The sequence below is a fragment of the Actinomadura sp. GTD37 genome (assembly GCF_041951365.1).
GTDB lineage: Bacteria > Actinomycetota > Actinomycetes > Streptosporangiales > Streptosporangiaceae > Spirillospora.
On record NZ_JBGNUS010000001.1, the window covers coordinates 1,049,161 to 1,068,099 of the forward strand.

Annotated in this window: 18 protein-coding genes; 14 read left to right on the plus strand and 4 right to left on the minus strand. The window is 70.3% G+C overall.

Translation table 11 applies throughout. The features are described 5' to 3' along the window. Nucleotides 1-40 precede the first annotated feature (40 nt). From tilS to ACA511_RS05135, 9 genes are all read left to right on the plus strand, one after another. Nucleotides 41-1,036 (plus strand): tRNA lysidine(34) synthetase TilS, encoded by a 996-nt coding sequence (gene tilS / locus ACA511_RS05095; protein WP_375022867.1) that lies wholly within the window; start codon nucleotides 41-43, stop codon nucleotides 1,034-1,036. Nucleotides 1,037-1,164: 128 nt separating this feature from the next. Then, entirely contained in the window at nucleotides 1,165-1,728 is a 564-nt protein-coding gene (hpt, locus tag ACA511_RS05100; RefSeq protein ID WP_375022868.1) for a hypoxanthine phosphoribosyltransferase, read from the plus strand. A gap of 392 nt (nucleotides 1,729-2,120) precedes the next feature. Continuing rightward, nucleotides 2,121-4,124 (plus strand): ATP-dependent zinc metalloprotease FtsH, encoded by a 2,004-nt coding sequence (ftsH, locus tag ACA511_RS05105; protein WP_375022869.1) that lies wholly within the window; start codon nucleotides 2,121-2,123, stop codon nucleotides 4,122-4,124. Between the two features lie 32 nt (nucleotides 4,125-4,156). Beyond that, nucleotides 4,157-4,765 carry a GTP cyclohydrolase I FolE gene (folE, locus tag ACA511_RS05110; protein ID WP_375024683.1) on the plus strand — a complete coding sequence of 203 codons (609 nt, stop codon included), beginning with the start codon at nucleotides 4,157-4,159 and terminating at the stop codon, nucleotides 4,763-4,765. A 206-nt stretch (nucleotides 4,766-4,971) separates the two neighbouring features. Then, entirely contained in the window at nucleotides 4,972-5,844 is an 873-nt protein-coding gene (folP, locus tag ACA511_RS05115; protein WP_375022870.1) for a dihydropteroate synthase, read from the plus strand. Then, entirely contained in the window at nucleotides 5,841-6,278 is a 438-nt protein-coding gene (locus ACA511_RS05120) for a nuclear transport factor 2 family protein (RefSeq protein WP_375022871.1), read from the plus strand. The genes folP and ACA511_RS05120 overlap by 4 nt, the downstream gene beginning before the upstream one ends. After that, nucleotides 6,275-6,640, plus strand: coding sequence for a dihydroneopterin aldolase (gene folB, locus ACA511_RS05125; RefSeq protein ID WP_375022872.1), 366 nt, complete (start codon nucleotides 6,275-6,277; stop codon nucleotides 6,638-6,640). Before ACA511_RS05120 ends, folB begins: the two co-directional genes overlap by 4 nt. Next, nucleotides 6,637-7,224, plus strand: coding sequence for a 2-amino-4-hydroxy-6-hydroxymethyldihydropteridine diphosphokinase (folK, locus tag ACA511_RS05130; protein WP_375022874.1), 588 nt, complete (start codon nucleotides 6,637-6,639; stop codon nucleotides 7,222-7,224). Before folB ends, folK begins: the two co-directional genes overlap by 4 nt. After that, nucleotides 7,221-7,727 (plus strand): DUF3180 domain-containing protein, encoded by a 507-nt coding sequence (locus tag ACA511_RS05135; RefSeq protein WP_375022876.1) that lies wholly within the window; start codon nucleotides 7,221-7,223, stop codon nucleotides 7,725-7,727. Before folK ends, ACA511_RS05135 begins: the two co-directional genes overlap by 4 nt. 52 nt (nucleotides 7,728-7,779) lie before the next feature. On the opposite strand, the gene ACA511_RS05140 is transcribed toward ACA511_RS05135, so the two are convergent. Further along, nucleotides 7,780-8,928 (minus strand): NADH-quinone oxidoreductase subunit D, encoded by a 1,149-nt coding sequence (locus tag ACA511_RS05140; RefSeq protein ID WP_375022877.1) that lies wholly within the window; start codon nucleotides 8,926-8,928, stop codon nucleotides 7,780-7,782. Nucleotides 8,929-9,304: 376 nt separating this feature from the next. Here ACA511_RS05140 and ACA511_RS05145 point away from each other — a divergent pair, with 376 nt between their 5' ends. Then, entirely contained in the window at nucleotides 9,305-9,685 is a 381-nt protein-coding gene (locus ACA511_RS05145; RefSeq protein ID WP_375022878.1) for a PH domain-containing protein, read from the plus strand. A gap of 416 nt (nucleotides 9,686-10,101) precedes the next feature. After that, nucleotides 10,102-11,247, plus strand: coding sequence for a PH domain-containing protein (locus ACA511_RS05150; RefSeq protein WP_375022879.1), 1,146 nt, complete (start codon nucleotides 10,102-10,104; stop codon nucleotides 11,245-11,247). Between the two features lie 203 nt (nucleotides 11,248-11,450). Here the strand turns inward: ACA511_RS05150 and ACA511_RS05155 are convergent, their stop codons facing one another. After that, nucleotides 11,451-12,200, minus strand: coding sequence for a polysaccharide deacetylase family protein (locus tag ACA511_RS05155; RefSeq protein WP_375022880.1), 750 nt, complete (start codon nucleotides 12,198-12,200; stop codon nucleotides 11,451-11,453). Between the two features lie 368 nt (nucleotides 12,201-12,568). On the opposite strand from ACA511_RS05155, the gene ACA511_RS05160 reads away from it, so the two are divergent. After that, complete coding sequence (locus ACA511_RS05160; protein WP_375022881.1) at nucleotides 12,569-13,978, plus strand: SGNH/GDSL hydrolase family protein; 1,410 nt, start codon at nucleotides 12,569-12,571, stop codon at nucleotides 13,976-13,978. Nucleotides 13,979-14,736: 758 nt separating this feature from the next. Here the strand turns inward: ACA511_RS05160 and ACA511_RS05165 are convergent. After that, nucleotides 14,737-15,570, minus strand: a complete 834-nt coding sequence (locus ACA511_RS05165; protein ID WP_375022882.1) for an alpha/beta fold hydrolase — start codon at nucleotides 15,568-15,570, stop codon at nucleotides 14,737-14,739. Between the two features lie 192 nt (nucleotides 15,571-15,762). On the opposite strand from ACA511_RS05165, the gene ACA511_RS05170 reads away from it, so the two are divergent. After that, complete coding sequence (locus ACA511_RS05170; protein WP_375022883.1) at nucleotides 15,763-16,218, plus strand: MarR family winged helix-turn-helix transcriptional regulator; 456 nt, start codon at nucleotides 15,763-15,765, stop codon at nucleotides 16,216-16,218. Nucleotides 16,219-16,279: 61 nt separating this feature from the next. Further along, nucleotides 16,280-17,488: a cytochrome P450 gene (locus tag ACA511_RS05175; protein ID WP_375022884.1), complete on the plus strand. Its 1,209-nt coding sequence runs from the start codon at nucleotides 16,280-16,282 to the stop codon at nucleotides 17,486-17,488. 52 nt (nucleotides 17,489-17,540) lie between these two features. On the opposite strand, the gene ACA511_RS05180 is transcribed toward ACA511_RS05175, so the two are convergent. Then, on the minus strand, nucleotides 17,541-18,572 hold the full coding sequence (locus ACA511_RS05180; RefSeq protein ID WP_375022885.1) for an SAM-dependent methyltransferase: 1,032 nt from the start codon (nucleotides 18,570-18,572) through the stop codon (nucleotides 17,541-17,543). Nucleotides 18,573-18,939 lie beyond the last annotated feature (367 nt).

Consider the following 18,939-nt stretch of genomic DNA (forward strand, 5'->3'; position numbering starts at 1 on the left):
TGGCCGCCCGTACGGCGCCCAGTGGTGGTAGACGTTTCCCATGGGGCCTGATCCGGCAGTGGCGGCGGTACGCCTCGCGGTGCGTGGGGTACTAGCCGATCTGCCGCAGGGCGGGATGATTCTGGCCGCCTGCAGTGGCGGTGCCGACTCTCTGGCGCTCGCCGCCGCGCTCGCCTTCGAGGCGCCCAGGGCGGGACGCTCCGCCGCCGGCGTCACGATCGACCACGGGCTGCAAGACGGTTCGGGCGAGCGTGCCGACGCCGTCGTCCGAACCATGGCCGGCCTCGGGCTGGACCCGACGGGATCCGTCGCGGTCACCGTCGATGGGCCGGGAGGCCCTGAGAACGCCGCCCGCGATGCCCGCTACACGGCGCTCAGTGAGGCGGCACGGCGACTGGAGGCCGTAGCCGTCCTCCTCGGTCACACCCGGGACGACCAGGCCGAGACAGTGCTGCTGGGCTTGGCGCGTGGCTCGGGCACCCGTTCGCTGTCCGGCATGCCCTCCGAGTTCCGGCGGCGGGACGTCCTCTATCTGAGGCCCCTGCTGGGGCTCGATCGCGCCACAATGCGCAGAGCCTGCGCGGCGATGGGCCTGGAACCCTGGGACGACCCCCACAACGTTGATCCGGCCTACGCGCGCGTGCGCGTACGGCACGAAGCTCTCCCCGCCCTGGAGAAGACCCTTGGCCCTGGGGTGGCCGAAGCGTTGGCGCGGACGGCCAGGATGCTTCGTGATGATGCCGACGCCTTGGACGACATCGCCGCCCGCGCCTACGCCGACCTGGAGGCCGCGGAGGAGGGCTACAACGCGGCCGTACGGCTGGACGGGCTCGGGAACCTGCCCAGAGCCGTCCGCACGCGGGTCTTGCGGATGGCCGCGGTGAAGGCCGGCAGCCCACCGGGTACGCTCGCGGCGGTTCATGTCGATGCGGTGGACCGGCTGGTCACGGCCTGGCACGGCCAGCGGCACGTGGATCTGCCCGGAGGGCTATGCGCCGTCCGGCGGTATGGGAAGCTGCTGTTCGGCCCGGTTTGACCTCGTGGCGTGTGCGAACCGTCACACGGCGCGTCCGGCGCGCGTACCGCTTACACGGCGCGTGCGGCGGTGTCCGTCCTGCGTCCGTCCCACCGGACGGGCGAGAACTGAGCGATGAGGGTGGGTTTGTGGACGAGAAGGACCTGGGCGCCGACCTGGCGAAGGTACTGATCCCCGAGAGCGACCTGCAGGCCAAGGTGCGGGAGCTCGCCGAGCAGATCGACGCCGACTACGCGGGCAAGGACCTGCTGCTCGTCGGGGTCCTCAAGGGCGCCGTCATGATCATGGCGGACCTCGCGCGGGCGCTGCACTCGCCCGCCTCGATGGACTGGATGGCGGTGTCGTCCTACGGCTCTGGGACGAAGTCCTCGGGCGTCGTGCGCATCCTCAAGGACCTCGACACCGACATCATCGACCGGCACGTCCTGATCGTGGAGGACATCGTCGACTCCGGCCTGACCCTGTCGTGGCTGGTGAGCAACCTGCGCTCGCGTGGGCCCGCCTCACTTGAGATCTGCGCGCTGCTGCGCAAGCCGGAGGCGGTCAAGACCGACATCGACGTGAAGTACATCGGGTTCGACATCCCTAACGAGTTCGTCATCGGGTATGGGCTCGACTATGCGGAGAAGTACCGGAACCTGCCGTTCGTCGGCACGCTCGCCCCGCACGTCTACGGCGGCGACGGGGCCTGACCGCCCTGGAGCGGCCCGATCGCGCCCGGGCGGACGTCGTTCCGTCCGCGACGGGGACGTCCCGGCCACAGGCGCTCGCACAGGCCGGGGGACGGCCTGGGGAACAAGGGACCGTGACGAATCGTTGCAAGGATCGTTGACGGGTATATGGAAGGGATGCGGGAGAACAGCGTCGGCTGCGTCTCCTGCGCCTGCGGTGTACCGTCGGTGTCCCGGACCCTGGGTTCGGGGAGCCATATGAGGGAAGCCGCCACGGTGGGTCCGAAACCCCGTGCGACGGGCCTTTCGTTGGACGCATTTTGGTCGCAGTGGCGTTCGTCCCCCCGGGACGGGCGAGGATCGCACACAGACGTTGGTCAGGAGGGACGGGCCCCGTAGGGGTAACCGGATAAATGGACGTGAAGCGCTATTTTCGCGGGCCGCTGCTGTGGATCCTGCTGTTCGGCATCTTGGTCGCCCTCGTCATGTGGGGCGTCAACCCCGGCCGTTCGTTCGAGAAGGTGGACACCTCCAAGGTGGTCCAGGAGATCAACACGGGCCAGGTGAAGTCGGCCAAGATTGTTGACAAGGACCAGCGGATCGAGCTCACCCTCAAGAACGACAAGCGCCAGCAGGCGTCCTGGGTGGACGGCCAGGGGATCCAGTTGCAGCAGCAGCTGCAGAAGCAGGCCGACGCGGGCAAACTGCCAGGCGGTTACAACGTTGATGTCCCCAAGCAGAGCTTCTTCCTGAACCTGCTGTTCAGCCTGCTGCCGATCGTGGTCATCGTGCTGATCTTCTTGTTCATCATGAACCAGATGCAGGGCGGCGGCTCGCGCGTGATGAACTTCGGCAAGTCCAAGGCCAAGCTCATCACCAAGGACACCCCGAAGACCACGTTCGCCGACGTGGCCGGGGCCGACGAGGCCCTGGAGGAACTGGAAGAGATCAAGGACTTCCTGCAGAACCCGGCGAAGTTCCAGTCCATCGGCGCCAAGATCCCGAAGGGCGTGCTCCTGTACGGCCCGCCCGGCACGGGCAAGACGCTGCTGGCGCGCGCCGTGGCCGGCGAGGCCGGCGTGCCGTTCTACTCGATCTCCGGATCGGACTTCGTGGAGATGTTCGTCGGTGTGGGCGCGTCCCGCGTCCGCGACCTCTTCGAGCAGGCCAAGACCAACGCCCCCTCGATCATCTTCATCGACGAGATCGACGCCGTCGGCCGGCACCGCGGCGCGGGGCTCGGCGGCGGGCACGACGAGCGCGAGCAGACCCTCAACCAGCTGCTGGTCGAGATGGACGGCTTCGACGTCAAGGGCGGCGTGATCCTGATCGCCGCGACGAACCGTCCCGACATCCTGGACCCGGCGCTCCTGCGTCCCGGCCGGTTCGACCGCCAGGTCACCGTGGACCGCCCCGACCTGGAGGGCCGCAAGGGCATCCTCCGGGTGCACGGCCGCGGCAAGCCGTTCGCGCAGGACGTCGACCTCGACATCATCGCGCGCCGGACTCCGGGCTTCACCGGCGCCGACCTGGCCAACGTCATCAACGAGGCGGCGCTGCTCACGGCCCGCTTCGACCGCAAGCTGATCGACATGGACACCCTGGAGGAGTCCATCGACCGCGTCATGGCCGGGCCGGAGCGCAAGACCCGGGTGATGTCGGAGAAGGAAAAGAAGATCATCGCCTACCACGAGGGCGGGCACGCTCTGGTGGCGCACGCGCTGCCGAACTCCGACCCCGTGCACAAGGTGACGATCCTTCCGCGTGGACGGGCCCTGGGCTACACCATGACCCTCCCGATGGAGGACAAGTTCCTCACCACGCGCTCCGAGATGAACGATCAGCTCGCGATGCTCCTGGGCGGACGTACCGCCGAGGAACTCGTGTTCCACGAGCCGACCACGGGCGCGGCCAACGACATCGAGAAGGCCAGCTCGATCGCCCGCAACATGGTGACCGAGTACGGCATGAGCGAGCGGCTGGGCGCGCGCAAGTTCGGCTCCGGCCAGGGCGAGGTCTTCCTGGGCCGCGACATGGGGCACGAGCGTGACTACTCCGAGGACATAGCGTCCGCGATCGACGACGAGGTCCGCCGCTACATCGAGGCGGCCCACGACACCGCGTGGGAGATCCTGGTCGAGTACCGGGACGTCCTGGACGAGCTCGTGGTCAACCTGATGGAGAAGGAGACCCTGTCGAAGGACATGGTGCTGGAGATCTTCGCGCCGATCCAGAAGCGGCCGCACCAGAGCTCCTACACCGGCTATGGCAAGCGTCTCCCGTCCGACCGTCCGCCGGTGCTGTCGCCCAAGGAGCTGGCCCTGCTCGGCCCGCAGGACGTCACCGACCTGACCAAGAACAACGGCCAGGGCGGCGCCACCTCCGAGGCGGTCGACCCGGCCCAGGGTGAGAGCTGACCGTCTTGGCGATTCCGTACGACGAGGCGCCGATCGAGAATGACCCGCCGGGCGAGACCCTGCACGGCGGGCATTTCGATCACGAGCGCATCGAGAAGGCAGTGCGCGAGATCCTGATCGGCATCGGGGAGGACCCGGACCGTAACGGGCTGCGTGACACCCCGGCGCGGGTGGCGCGGGCGTACGCCGAACAGTTCGCGGGCCTCAGGCAGACGCCGGAGGACGCGCTCACCACGGTGTTCGACGCCGACCATGAAGAGATGGTCCTGGTGAAGGACATCGAGGTCTACTCGGTCTGCGAGCACCACCTGGTGCCCTTTCACGGGGTGGCCCACGTGGGGTACACGCCCAACAAGAAGGGCCAGATCACCGGTTTGTCGAAGCTGGCCCGGCTGGTGGACGTGTACGCCCGCCGGCCGCAGGTGCAGGAGCGCCTGACGAGCCAGGTCGCGGACGCGATGATGAGCGTGCTGGAGCCGCGCGGGGCGATCGTCGTGATCGAGGCCGAGCATCTGTGCATGACGATGCGCGGGGTGCGGAAGCCGGGCGCCAAGACGGTGACGTCGGCGGTGCGCGGCGACTTCCGCGATCATGCCGAGACGCGGTCCGAGGCGATGAGCCTGATCCTGGGCCGCTACTGACCGCCGGTCCGCACTCGGATTTCTGAACCGCCTGAACGGGCCTCAGCGTCGCGCTGAGGCCCGTTCTGCTGCTTCGGGAGGGACAGGGGCGGACGTGATCGGGCGGCGGAGGCGCCGCGCCGTGATCGCGACTCCAAGGCATAGGGTTGGGTGACATGACCAATGCCGTAGTCCCGGGGCTGCCCGCGCCAGGGCGGTGCCTCGTCATGGGCGTGGTCAACGTGACCCCGGACTCCTTTTCGGACGGCGGGGCCTGGTTCGATCCCGAGAAGGCCATCCGCCACGGGCTGGACCTCGTCGCGGAGGGCGCCGACATCGTGGACGTGGGCGGCGAGTCCACTCGGCCGGGCGCGCAGCGCGTGTCACATGACGAGGAAATGCGCCGGGTGGTGCCCGTCATAGAGGCGCTGAGCGCCGAGAACGTCCCGGTCAGCGTTGACACCATGCGCGCGGAGGTCGCGGCGGCCGCGGTAAGCGTCGGCGCCCGCCTGGTGAACGATGTCAGCGGCGGCCTGGCCGACCCGGACATGCCACGGGCGGTCGCCGCCGCCGGTGTCCCCTACGTGGTGATGCATTGGCGCGGCCACAGTCACGACATGCAGACCCGTGCCGTCTACGCGGATGTCGTCGGCGAAGTGCGCGACGAGCTCCTGCGGAGGGTCGATGCCGTCCTGCGGGAGGGCGTCGACCCGTCGATGATCGTGCTCGACCCCGGGCTGGGCTTCGCCAAGAGCCCGAAGGCGGGCCACAACTGGGCGCTCCTGGCCCGGCTCGACGCGCTGACCGCGACCGGATATCCGGTGCTGGTCGGTGCGTCACGCAAGAGCTTCCTCACCAAGTTGCTAGCCGCCCCCGACGGGACGCCTCGCGCGTTCGCCGAATGCGATGACGCCACTGTGGCCACCACGTCGTTGGCGGCGGTGGCCGGGGCGTGGTGCGTGCGGGTCCACCGTGTCCGTCCCAACGCGGACGCGGTGCGCGTGGCGGCCGCGATCAGCGCAGCCCGTCCGTCCGATGACGAAACCTCAGAACCGGCCGCGGCGGACGGTCGCGCCCAGCAAGGGGGACACCGCCGATGAGCCGTGCCGTGAACCGCGCCGATGTGGACGAGGTCCACGCCGAGTTCTACGCCGCGTTCGAGGCCGGCGACTTCGACCGGATGTCGGCGGTGTGGGCGGACGGCACGTTCGCCTCCGGCGTCTCCTGCGTGCATCCGGGCTGGACGATGCTGCGCGGACGTGATGAGGTACTGCGGTCCTGGGCGCTCATCATGGCCAACACGCCCTACATCCAGTTCGTGCTGACCGACGTCGAGACGGACGTGTACGGCGATCACGCCGTGGTGACGTGCAAGGAGAACGTCCTCACCGCCGATGAGGACACTGAGGCGGGATTCCTCGCCGGAGGAAGCATCGTCGCGACGAACGTGTTCGTACGGACGGGTGGGGAGTGGCGGCTCCTGCTCCACCATGGTTCACCCGTCCTCAATGTCGTGGATGCAGAGGAAGAATGAGTCTCGACCGCATCGAACTGCGCGGCCTCCGGGCGCGGGGACGGCACGGATGCCTGCCCGCCGAGCGTGAGCTGGGCCAAGAGTTCGTGGTGGACGCCGTCCTCGGACTCGACACCCGCCCCGCCGCCGCCGGGGACGACCTCTCGCGTACCGTCGACTATGGGACGCTCGCCGGCCGGCTGGTAGCGGTCGTCGAGGGCGAGCCCGTCAACCTCATCGAAACGCTTGCCGACCGGCTGGCGACTATATGTCTGGAAGATAGGGCGGTGTCCGAGGTGGAGATCACCGTCCACAAGCCGAGCGCCCCCGTGCCGCACCCCTTCACGGACATCGCCGTGAAGATCAGGAGGAGTCGCCCATGACAGCGTCCGACCGCATGCCCGACCGCACCGCCACCGGCGGGCACATGCTGGTCCAGCACCGTGTCGTCTTCTCGATCGGCAGCAACCTCGGGGACCGGATGGACAACATCCAGGAGGCGGTCGACGCGCTGTTCGACGCGCCGGGGCTGAACTTCGTGGCGTTCTCCCCGGTCTACGAGACCGCGCCCTACGCCCCGCCCGGGGAGAGCCTCCCGGAGCAGGGGGACTTCCTCAACGTCGTGCTGGTGGCCGACACGCGGCTGCCACCGGAGAATCTGCTCGAACGCGTCCTCAACATCGAGAACTCCATGCGCAGGGAACGCGAGGTCCGCTGGGGGCCGCGCACCCTGGACATCGACATCGTCGTGTTCGGCGACGTCTCGTCCGACGACCCCGATCTGACGCTCCCGCACCCGCGCGCGCACGAGCGCGCGTTCGTGCTCGTCCCGTGGGCCGACATCGAGCCGGACGTGCTCCTGGCCGGACACGGCCGCGTCGGTGACCTGGCCCAGGCAAAACAGTCCGAGGGTGGCCCGTCGGCCGTTCGCCGGCGGGAGGACCTGTCCCTGCAGCAGCCTGCATGAAACCGTCCCGTCCGCTGTTCCTCGTCGCCCTGGTGGTCGTCGTCGCAGTGATCACCTGGGCGGTGCTGCGTTCGGCCTACGTCTCGTTGCCGCCGCTGCCGTGGACGGCGGTGCCGACGATGCTGCTGCTCGCCCTCGGCGAGGGCTTCAGCGGCTGGAACGTGCTGCGCCGCATCCGCCGCAAGCCGGAGAAGAACCGGGTGCCGGAGGCCGGCCGGAGGGCGCCGAAGCCGATCGAGCCGATGGCGGTGGCGCGGCTGGCCGCCCTCGGCAAGGCCAGCGCGCACGCCGCCGCCGTCATCGCGGGCGTGTTCGGCGGGTTCGCCGCCAACCTCGCGTCCCAGCTCGACAAGCCGACCCCCCGGCACGACTTCTTCGTCAGCGGCGCGACGTTCCTGGCGGCCGTGGTCCTGGTGGCCGCGGCGTTCTTCCTGGAGTACGCGTGCCGCGTGCCCAAGGACCCGGACGAAGAGGAGCGCGACCGCAGGGCCTCCCGCGCCTAGGGACGGCCCCCGTTCCAGGACGTGCGGGAGGCCCGCCCGCCCTGGGACGGGGTCATTTGTCGATGTCGCCGACGACGAAGAACATCGAGCCGAGGATGGCGATCATGTCGGCGACCAGGTTGCCCGGCAGCAGCTCCGTGAGGACCTGGATGTTGTTGAAGGACGCGGACCGCAGTTTCATCCGCCACGGGGTCTTCTCACCACGCGACACCAGGTAGTAGCCGTTGATGCCCAGCGGGTTCTCCGTCCAGGCGTAGGTGTGGCCCTCCGGGACCTTGAGAACCTTCGGCAGCCGCTGGTTGATCGGGCCCGGCGGGAGTTCGGCGAGGCGGTCCAGGCAGGCGTCGGCGAGGTCCAGGGATGCGTGCACCTGGTCCAGGAGGCATTCGAAGCGGGCCAGGCAGTCGCCCTCCGTGCGGGTGACCACGCGGACGTCCAGGTCGCCGTAGGCGAGGTACGGCTCGTCCCGGCGGAGGTCGAAGTCCACGCCGGACGCTCTGGCGATGGGCCCTGACACCCCGTACTGGAGGACCTGTTCACGGGTGAGGGCACCGACGCCTCGCGTGCGGGCGCGGAAGATCTCGTTGCCCATGATGATGTCGTCGATGTCGCCCATGCGGGAACGGACATCGGCGACGGCGGTCCGCGCGCGCGCCGTCCAACCGGCGGGAAGCTCGTCCTTCAGTCCGCCGACCCGATTGAACATGTAGTGCATGCGTCCGCCGGAGATCTCCTCCATCACCCGCTGCAACGTCTCCCGCTCACGGAACGCGTAGAAGATCGGCGTGATGGCGCCGATCTCCAGCGGGTACGAGCCGAGGAACATCAGATGGTTCAGGACCCGGTTCAGCTCGGCCAGGAGGGTCCGCATCCACACGGCGCGGACGGGCACCTCCATGCCGAGCATGCGTTCCACGGCTAGGACGACGCCGAGCTCGCTGGAGAACGCAGACAGCCAGTCGTGCCGGTTCGCCAGCACGATGATCTGCCGGAAGTCCCGGACCTCGAACAGCTTCTCCGCGCCCCGGTGCATGTAGCCGACGATGGGCTCCGCAGCCGAGATGCGTTCACCGTCCAGCGTCAGCCTCAACCGGAGCACCCCGTGCGTGGACGGGTGCTGGGGGCCGATGTTCAGGGTCATGTCCTCGGTGGCGAGCTCCTTGGCGCCCGCACCGATCCCGACGATCCGTTCGGTGGTCATGGTCGCGCCTCCGCCGCTCCGGTCACCGCTTCATGGTCCCATGGCGAGCGGTACTCGTTTTCCGGTTGACTAGGGGGCAATGAACGCGAGCCATGGCGAACCGCCGTACGAGCCCGCCGCGCAGCCCGGACCCCAGGGCGCGGCGCATCCGCCCGTGCCCTCTGGCCCGGGCCCAGGCGGTCAACCGCCAGGTCAGGCACCGGCACATTATCCGCCACAGCAGGCGCCCCATCAGGGGCCGCAGCAGACGCCGCCCGTTTATCGGGCGGATCAGGCGTTCGCGCCTGGCGGTGGCCTCCAGTGGGCCCCCATTTCCAAACGGCATGCCTGGCACAGGCTTCTCACCGCCGTTCTCTGGGCGATCCCCATCGGTGGTGTGGGCGCGTTCATCGTGTGGAGGAACGGCGGCGTGGTAGCCGCCGCCATGTGGGTCGTCGCCGTCGTCCTGGGGGCGGCCGTGACGTGGCTGGTCGCCGAACTGGACCGCAGGGCCTACGGGTACGCCGAGCGCGCGGACGATCTCATCGTCACGCACGGCGTGTTCGTCAAGCGCCTCATCGTCGTCCCCTATGGCCGGATGCAGTTCGTGGACGTCACGGCAGGGCTTCTCGAACGGTGGATGGGGATCGCCACCGTCCGTATGCACACCGCTGCCGCAGCCACGGACGCGACCCTGCCGGGCCTGCCCACCGCCGAGGCCGCGTTGCTGCGTGACCGTCTCGCCCAGAAGGGCGAGGAACGGAGCATGGGTCTATGAGTGGCCCCTACGGCCCATACGGTCCGCAAGGGCAACCCGGCCCCGGACCTTACGGCCCGCCAGGGGGACCGGGGCCAGGGCCATACGGTCCGCACGGCCGTCCGGGGCCGCCCTACGGCCCGCCGCCCCCCCAGCCGCCGTACGGGCCTTCAGGGGCTCCTCGGCCGCCCGGTCCGCCCGGCCCGCCGTATGGTCCGCCGCGTCCTCCGTACGGTTACGCCCCGCCGCCTGGGCGCCGTCCGCCGATCCGCTTCTCCGAGGGCACGCACAGGCTGCACTGGGCAACGGCCCCGCTGCGCGCCTTCATCTTCCTCATCATCTACTTCGTCCTGCTCGGCTTCCCTCTGCTGCTGACCCAGACGGATGACGGCATCACTCTGGCCCTCACACCTGAGGTCATACTCAGATTCATCATCGTGACCATCCCGATGGGGCTGATCGCGGTCGTGACGGGGCTTTGGGCTTGGCTCGCACTCCGTTTTCGCATCGACAACGACGACCTCGTCGTCGAGACCGGCATCCTCCGTAAGAACAAGCGCCGGATTCCGCTTTCGCGTATTCAGGCCATCGACCTCGTCCGTCCCTTGGTGACGAGGGTGTTCGCCCTGGCGGAAGTCCGGGTGGAGCTGGCCGGCGGTGAGCAGAGCGAGATCGCCCTCCGCTACCTGGGACGCCACTCCGCACAGCAGTTGCGTGCGGAGCTCCTCGCGCGCGCCGCCGGGCTGCCCGGACACACCCCGGAGGCACCCGAACGGCACATGTGGCGTGTCCCGTTCGGTGCGCTGATCGGGTCCCTCCTTGTGCGGCTGCCGGTTCTCGGGACGGCGCTGCTCTTCCTGGCGTCCCTCATCTTCCTGGTGATGTACGCGGAGGGCGGCATGCTGGCCGTCACCATTCCCGTCCTGCTCGGGCTCATCCGCGCCGTGGTCGCACCCCTGGTGATGTACGCCAATTTCACGGTCGCGATGTCACCGGACGGGATACGCCTGCGCTACGGGCTCCTGGAAACCCGCATGCAGACACTTCCTCCGGGGCGCGTCCAGGCGGTCAGCATCGTCGAACCCCTGATCTGGCGGAGCCTGGGCTGGGCTCGTGTGGAGGTCACCGTCGCCGGTTACGCCGGTGAGCGCCAGGCACTTTCCTCGACCCTGCTTCCCGTGGCGCCCCGCCATGTCGCCATGCACCTCGTCTCGCAGGTCTTCCCTGGGACGCAGGTCGACGCCGTCGGCCTCGTCCCCGCGTCCTCCAAGGCCGTGGCGATCGACCGCGCGGACGGCGCCGGCACGGACGACGTGGTCTTCGTTGCCCGGCACGGCTGGCCCTGCCGCCGTACCGACGTGATCGCCCACGCGCGCGCGCAAAGCGTCCGGCTCACCGTGAACCCGTTCCAGCGCCTGCTCGGTCTGGCCACCGTCCACATTGACGCGCCCCCTGGTCCGGTGCAGGTCGCCGCTACCGACCGCGACCTGGGCGAGGCGCGCGCGATCGTCGAGAGCACTGCCCGCCGGGCCCTGGCCGCCCGCCGGGCCGGCGGCGGAGACCCCACCCACTGGGCCCGCTGACGCGGGGTTTTCCACAGAATCCCGTTCTACTTCCGCGCCTCCACGCCCTCCCCGACCATGGGAACCGGTCGGCCCGCCCATGGGGGGAGGCGGGCCGACCGCCCACCGAGGGAGGCGATTCAGTCATGCCGTCCAGTCCGAACCGGCCGCTCACGCCGCATGCCCGGAGGCCGCGTCCGGCGCCCTGGTTCACCCGGGAATCGTCAGGGGGCCACGGCGGTCGCGTGGAAGTAGGTCTCCCCGAAGGGGACCTTCTTCGGGGTGAAGGCGATCCGGCCGGGGCACAGGCCGCGTTCGCGGAGGTCGCCGACGATCCGCGGCACCGCGTCGACGGATGCCTGCGCCCAGTCGTGCATCAGGATGATGCCGCCCGGCTGGAGCGTGCGCGCGGCGGCCACGATCTCGTCGGTGGTCGCTCCGGCCCAGTCCCGGGAGTCGACGGTCCACAGCACTTCGAGGAGTCTCAGTCGGGTTTCGTCCCTTCTGACCTGGTCGTTGGTCTCGCCGTAGGGCGGCCGGAACAGGGTGGGCGGCCGGCCGGTGATCCGGCGCAGGGTCCGCTGGGTGCCGAGGATCTCCTTGAAGGCGGCGAGCTCTCCGAGGTCGGGCAGGTGCGGGTGGGTGTCCGTGTGGTTGCCGATCCACATGCCGGCGCGCTGCTCGGCGCGGACCAGGTCGGGGCGGGCCTCGGCGTTGTTCCCCTGAATGAAGAAGGTGGCCCGGGCGCCGGCGGCCCGCAGTTGGTCCAGCAGCGCCGGCAACGTCGCAGCGGTCGGCCCGTCGTCGTAGGTGAGTGCGACGTACCCGTTGGGGCAGCGGTGATGGGAGTGCTCACCGGTGACGGAGGCGCGCCCGGCCGCCGGCGCCATCGTGACCTCGGCGGCGGTGGGCGGCGCGGCTGATGACGTCACCATGCGCCGCGAGGGGCCGGACGAGCGCGGGGCTCTGATCATCTTCTCTCCACGGGGCTGGAGGGGCGGAGGAGGCGATGCCCGAAGCGTGTGGCGGTGAGTGGTTCCGAGACCCGGCGGTGCGTCGGCTCATCGCCAACTGTTTCGAAAGATATCGGAAATCTTATCGGGCAAGGTACGCCGACCTGAGGTCTCGGTCAATGGCGGTCACCTGAGCAGTCGACGCGGTGTGAGGAGGAGGATTGTCGTCCCAGCCAGTACGCATTCCGAAATTGCGCCGCCTCCGGGTGCCCAAGCGCAATGCTTGACTGCCTGATCACCCCGGCGTACGTTCGGCGGAGGATTCGAAAGTCGCCGAAACATTTCGAATCCACTCGCCTTCGTACGCAGAGTCCGATCGGAGACCTGTGGTGAGACGTAATCCGCATGTCCGCGCCCGACGCCCGATCCAGAGAGCGGGCGCGCTCGCGCAGGACGTGAACTCGATGCCCCCGGCCGGACGGCTGGTCGCGGTCCTCCTGCTCGCGGTGGCCCTCATCGCCGCGTCGTTCACGGGGGCCGAGGGTGCGTCCCGCACCGCCGGCGGCCCGGCCGCGCCGAGGATCGGTGGCCACTGGGTCGACAGCTGGGCGTCGATGCCGCAGTTGACTGAGCCGGGGAACATGCCCCCTCCGCCCTTCACACGGGAGGGCGAGGTCTTCGACGACGCGACCGTGCGGCAGACCGTCCGCGTCTCCGTCGGTGGCCGCAACCTGCGGTTGCGGTTCTCCAACGCGTTCGGCGGCGCGGCGCTCCCCATCACGAAGGTCTCGGTGGCGCTGCCGACCGGCGGGCAGGCGGGCGTCGGCTCCATCGAACCGAAGACGTCCCGCTCCGTGACCTTCCACGGCCGGACGTCCGCCGTCGTCCCGGTCGGGGCGCAGACGGTCTCCGACCCGCTGGAGTTTCCGGTGGCGCCCCGATCCGTCCTGACAGTGACGATCTATCTGGCGGACGGCCAGGCATCGACCGACATCACGTCCCACCCCGGCTCCAGGACCACCTCCTACATGGTGGCCGGTGACCATGTCGCGGACGCCGATCTGCCCGATGCGGCCCGCGTCGACCACTGGTACTTCCTGAGCGGCCTTGAAGTGTGGGCCAAACCCGAGACTGCGGCGGCGGTCATGTTGGGCGACTCCCTCACCGACGGCCGTGGGTCGACCACCAACAAGAACGACCGCTGGCCGGACCAGCTTCTGGACCGGCTGCAATCCCACCCGTCCACATCCGACATCGCCATCGTGAACCAAGCCGCCGGTGGCAACCGCGTCCTCAACGACGGGCTCGGACCCAACGTGCTCGCCAGGCTCGACCGCGATGTGCTGGCCCAGAGCGGCGTCCAATGGCTGGTCGTCTTCGAAGGCGTCAACGACATCGGCACCGCCGAAGCCACGCCCTCTGCCCAGAAGCACGTCGCGGACGACCTGATCGCCGCCTACGACCAGATCATCGTCCGCGCTCACGCCCAAGGGATCCGGGTGTACGGCGCGACGCTCACCCCGTTCGGAGGCAACACCATGTACGACGACCCGGACGGGCGCCGCGAAGGCGCCCGCCAGGCGGTCAACGCCTGGATCCGCACCGGCCACCGCTTCGACGCGGTCATCGACTTCGACCGCGCGGCACGTGATCCGTCCGCTTCGGGCCGGCTGCTCCCCGCCCTCGACGTCGGCGACCATCTGCACCTGAACCCGGTCGGCTACAAGGCCCTCGCCGATGCCGTCCCCGCCGGGCTCTTCACGCCCCGCCCACTCCCGTCCACATTCGGCTTCAACTAGAGGAGCGGTGGCCGGCGCCGCGCTCTCGGCTGGGCGCAGGCCGCCGATCGCCAGGTGAGCGCGCCAGCCGTCGCGGACCGGGTCGGCCGAGTAGTGGGAGCAGACGGTGACCCGAGCCCCGGCGGCTGGCGCCCCCCCCGAGCCTCGGCGGCCGACGCTCTGCCGGAGTCTCCGGCAGGTGGCGCGCCCCCGAGTGTTCGGTGGCCGACGTTTCGCCTGACCCTCCGGTGCCTGGCGTTCCGCACGAGTTCCGGAGTGGGTGGCGTTCTGCCTGTGTTTCCGGTGGGTCGCGTTCTACTTGAGTCCGGCGGGTGGTGTTTTGCCGGGGGTTTCGACGGGTGGTGTTCCGATCGAGTCCCGAGGCAGGGTGGGTTCCGCTGAGTTCCGGGCGGCTTGCGCTCTATCTAAGCCTCCGGCGGGTGGCGCCCTTGAGTTTCTGGCGGCTTGTGTCTGGCTGAGGTTGCGGCGGATGGTGTTCCGCCGGTGGTGGGTGGCGTTCGGCCCGAGGCCCGGGGTGGGGGCTGCCTGAGTCTTCGGCGGGTGGGGTTTTGCGTGAGCTCCGGCGGTGGCGTTGTGCCTGAGTCTTCAGGGGTGGTCCTCACGGGTCTTCGGCGGCTTGTCCTGTGCCTGGATTTCTGGCGAGAGGGTCTTCGGGTGGGTGGGGTTCTGTTTGGGGCTCCGGGGGCTGGGCTTCTGGTTGAGGTTGTCGGTGGGTTCTGTTCGTGCGGTGGGTCGGGGGAGCGGTTGGGGTGGTCTGGTCATGGTGTGGACAGGACTTCGTGGACGCGGGTGGCGAAGGCGCGGGGGAAGGCGGTGTTGCCGTTGTGTCCGCCGGGGAACTCGACGAGCGGTGCGTCCAGGACGGCGGCCAGTTCTTCGGCGCATCGGTGGTTCCAGGCGCGCTTGGAGTCCGCGCCGGCGGCGGGGATGATGCGCGTCCTCGCGGCGGCGGCGGTGACCTCGGCGGCGCCGAGCGTGTCGCGGCGCAGTCCTGCGACGTCGTTGGTCAGGTAGTACGTCATGTTCGCCTCGCGATCCCCGGTCATGGGGACGGCGGTGACGCCGGACTCGGTCTTCATGTTGCGGGGGTCCAGGCCGGTGGCGGCGGCGACCATGGCGATGGCGGCGCGCCATCCGCCGTTCCGGGCGGTGGCCTCGACCTCGGTCAGCGTGCGTTCGATGCGGGCGCGGTCGGCGGGTGGCAGCAGGCCGGGCGTGGCGGGGTCATGGGCGATGAGGACGCGGAGTTGACCGGGGTGGGCCGCCGCCAGGTGCAGTCCGTAGAGGGCCCCGAGGCTGCATCCGAGCATGAGCGCGGGCTCGTCGGTCAGGGCGGCGAGCAGGTGGTGCAGGTCCTCGGCGTGCGTCCGGGGCGGAACGGGGGCGTCGGGGTCTTCGGCCTTCGTGCGCGACAGCCCGCGCCGGTCATAGGTCGCGACGGTGTAGCGATCGACGAGCCGGTCGATCATCTCGGTGCTGCGCCGGGCGTCGCCCTCGCCGCTCTGGCCGATGATCAGGAGCGGGCCGTCCCCGCTGACCTCGTAGTACAGCTCGGCGCCGGGGACGGGGAGCATCGCGGTCTTGGTCGTCATGGTGCCCTCCGGGCATCGTCCGGTCTGGACGAGGCAGGTGGTGGAAGCGCGTCCCCGGCCCGTGCGGGAGGAGCCGGTGCGGCCGCGCCGCAACCGGTTCCGCCCGCCGGGGACGCTCGGATGACATCCACCATAAAGTATCGAGATAGATACATCAAGAAAGATGCATCTGTATGGATGTAAGTTGGGTCCGTGAACGGAGTCGAGTTGTTCCTGCTGGGGCGGACGCTGATGAAGATCGGCGAGGAGGCCATGCCCGAGCCGCGCGACGGACGTACCGGCGGGCCGCGGGCGATCCTCGTCGTGCTGAGCGACGTCGTCGGCCACCCGGACAGCGCCGTAGGGGAGATCGCGGCCCGCACCGGACTGCCGCAGAGCCAGGTCTCGACAGCCGTCGCGCGGCTCCGCGAATCCGGATCCGTGGTGACCGCGCCCGACCCGGAGGACCGGCGGCGGTCGCTCGTCCGCACGGCCGCGGGAACGTCCGAGCGCGTGGCGGAGGTGCGCGCGACCCGCATCGACGCGGCGTTGAAGGCGGCCCTCGGCGGCGACGAGCACGCAGCCGAGGTGATGGCCGCACTGGACACCCTCGCCCGCCACCTCTTGCCTGCGCACGGGCCGTCCCCTGCCGCGGACGGCCCGGACTAGCGGCAGAGGCGCCGTGGTGGTCGTGGTGGTCGTGGGGGGTGGAGACGCATATGTTCGGGTCATGAGTGATGTGGTTTATGACCCCTGGGCGCCTCAGTTCGTGGCGGATCCGTATCCGGTGTTCGAGCGGCTCCGCGCGGAGCGGCCGGTGTTCTTTCACGAGGCCACCCAGCAGTGGGTGATCAGCCGGTACGCGGACGTCGACGCGCTGCTGCGGGATCGGCGGCTCGGACGGTCGTATCTGCACGTCGCGAGCCACGAGGAGTTCGGCCGGCAGGCGGAGGCCGACTTCCTCAAGCCGTTCTGGGATCTGGTCCGCGCCGGGATGCTGGACGTGGAGCCGCCCGCGCACACACGGCTGCGGCGCCTCGTGTCCAAGGCGTTCACCGCCCGGATGGTGGAGGGCCTGCGCCCGACGATCAGGCGGCTCGCCGGGGAACTGGCCGGGGAGCTCGCCGCGAAGGGCGGCGGCGACCTGCTCGCCGAGGTCGCCGAGTCGCTGCCGGTGAACGTGATCGCCGAGATGCTCGGCGTCCCCGTCGAGGACCGGCCCCTGCTCCGCCCGTGGTCGGCCGACATCTGCGGCATGTACGAGCTGAACCCGCCGGAGGAGGCGCAGCACACGGCGGTCCGGGCCGCCGTCGAGTTCTCCGACTACCTGCGCGGTCTCGCGCGCACCCGGCGGGACGAGCCGCGCGACGACCTCATCACCGCGCTCGCCCAGGTCGTGGACGAGGGCGACCGGCTCACCGAGGACGAGCTGATCGGCACCTGCGTCCTGCTGCTGAACGCCGGGCACGAGGCCACGGTCAACGCGACCGGCAACGGCTGGTGGTCGCTGTTCCGCCACCCCGGTGAGCTGGAGCGCCTCCGCGCCGACCCCTCGCTCATCCCGACGGCGGTCGAGGAGCTGCTGCGCTACGACACCCCGGCGCCCATGTTCGAACGCTGGGTGCTGGAGGACATCACAGTCGCCGGTGTCGATATCCCCCGGGGCGCCGAGGTGGCGCTGCAATTCGCGTCCGCGAACCGGGACCCGGACGTGTTCGCCGACCCGGACCGCTTCGACGTGTCCCGAGACCCGAATCCGCACATCACGTTCGGGCTCGGCGTCCACTACTGCCTGGGCGCGCCGCTCGCCCGCATCGAACTCGCCGAGTCGTTCGGCGCCCTGCTCCGCGCGGCCCCGGAACTTCGTCTGGCCGAAGAGCCCAAGTGGAAGCCCGGATTCGTCCTGCGCGGCCTGGAAGCCCTCTACGTCGAGTGCTGATCTGCGCGCTCGCCCGGGGGGCGAGGCACGCGGAGCGTTTCGGCGTCCCAGGTCAGGCCGTGGGGCCGGGCCGGGAGGAGAGCGCGGTGGGGATCGGGATGCCGACGGTCTGGGCGAGCCATCCGAAACCGCCCAGGCCGGACGGGTCGGTCAGTTCGGCGTCCTCGCCCGCGTGGCACAGCGCGGCGACGTAGGCGTGCGGGTCGCGATAGGCCAGGTCCAGCGGCGGGCGGGTGCCGGACAGGCCGAGGGCGCGCAGCGCGTCGCGCTGGGTGGTCAGCAGGGTGGACGTGGCGCCGGCGCGTTCACCGGCGGTGGTGCAGGCGTCCAGTGCGACGTGCGCGGTGACGTCGCATGATCCGTCCGGGACGGCGGGGACGGTCGCGCCGTCGCGGTAGCCGGTCAGCGTCCCGTACCCGGGCCTGGCGTCCCGCGCGTGCGAGTAGTCGACGGCGAGCGCGAGGCCCCGGGAGAGGCGTCCGACCACCGAGGCCCAGGCGTTGCAGCGCGGGTGGCCGATCTCGGCCCGGTCGCCGGGTTCGCGGAGCGGCCACCAGCGCTCCAGCCAGTCGCGGTCCTCGGCGGACGGCGCCGGGCCGGGGCGCTCGCTCCCGGTGGACGGGTCGACCAGCACGGTCCGGACGCCGTCCGGGGTGCGTTCGACCACGTCGAGCGGCACGTTGTCGAGCCATTCGTTCGCGACGGCGAGGCCGGTGATGCGGCGGGGCAGGTCCGGCCGCCAGACGATCTGGGACGGGACGTCGGCGGGACGCGGCGCGATCTCCACCGCCGTCGGGACGAGCCGGGACGCCAGGTCGGCGGGCGCGCAGGCCAGGATGTTGGCCAGCAGGCGCCCGGACCCGGCCCCGATGTCGACGACGTCCAGCCGTTCGGGGCGGCCCAGGAGCGCGTCGACCTCGGCGAGCAGCCGGACGAGGGCGGCGGCGAACCGCGGCGAGGCGTGCACCGAGGTACGGAAGTGCTCGGCCGGACGCTCCCCGCGCCGGTAGAAGCCGTCCTCCCCGTACAGCGCCCGCTCCATCGCCGTGCGCCAAGTCAGCCATTCTGAAACCAACGCCGCCACGCCAGTGACGTTACCGCGCCGAGCCCCGCCACCGGCCCCATCCGCGCGCCGTCCCGCGCCTTCGCGTCGACCTTCGCGTCGACCTTCGCGTCGACCTTCGCGTCGACCTTCGCTTCGACCTTCGCGTCGTGCCTTCAGGGGGCTTGCCCGCTGTATCGGTCCTTGTCCTTCGCCGGGGCGCGGGCCAGGCCCATCTTCGGGGTGCGGGCCGTGGGCATCCTCGGGCTGCGTGCCGGGGCCCATCCTCGGAATGCGGGCCCGGGAGCCGCCCAGACTGCGGGCGGGCGCCGCTCGGGGTGCGGGCGGGAGCCATCCTCGGGGTGGACGCGGGTCCGACCTGCGACTGATCCGGGGTGACCTGCGTGTA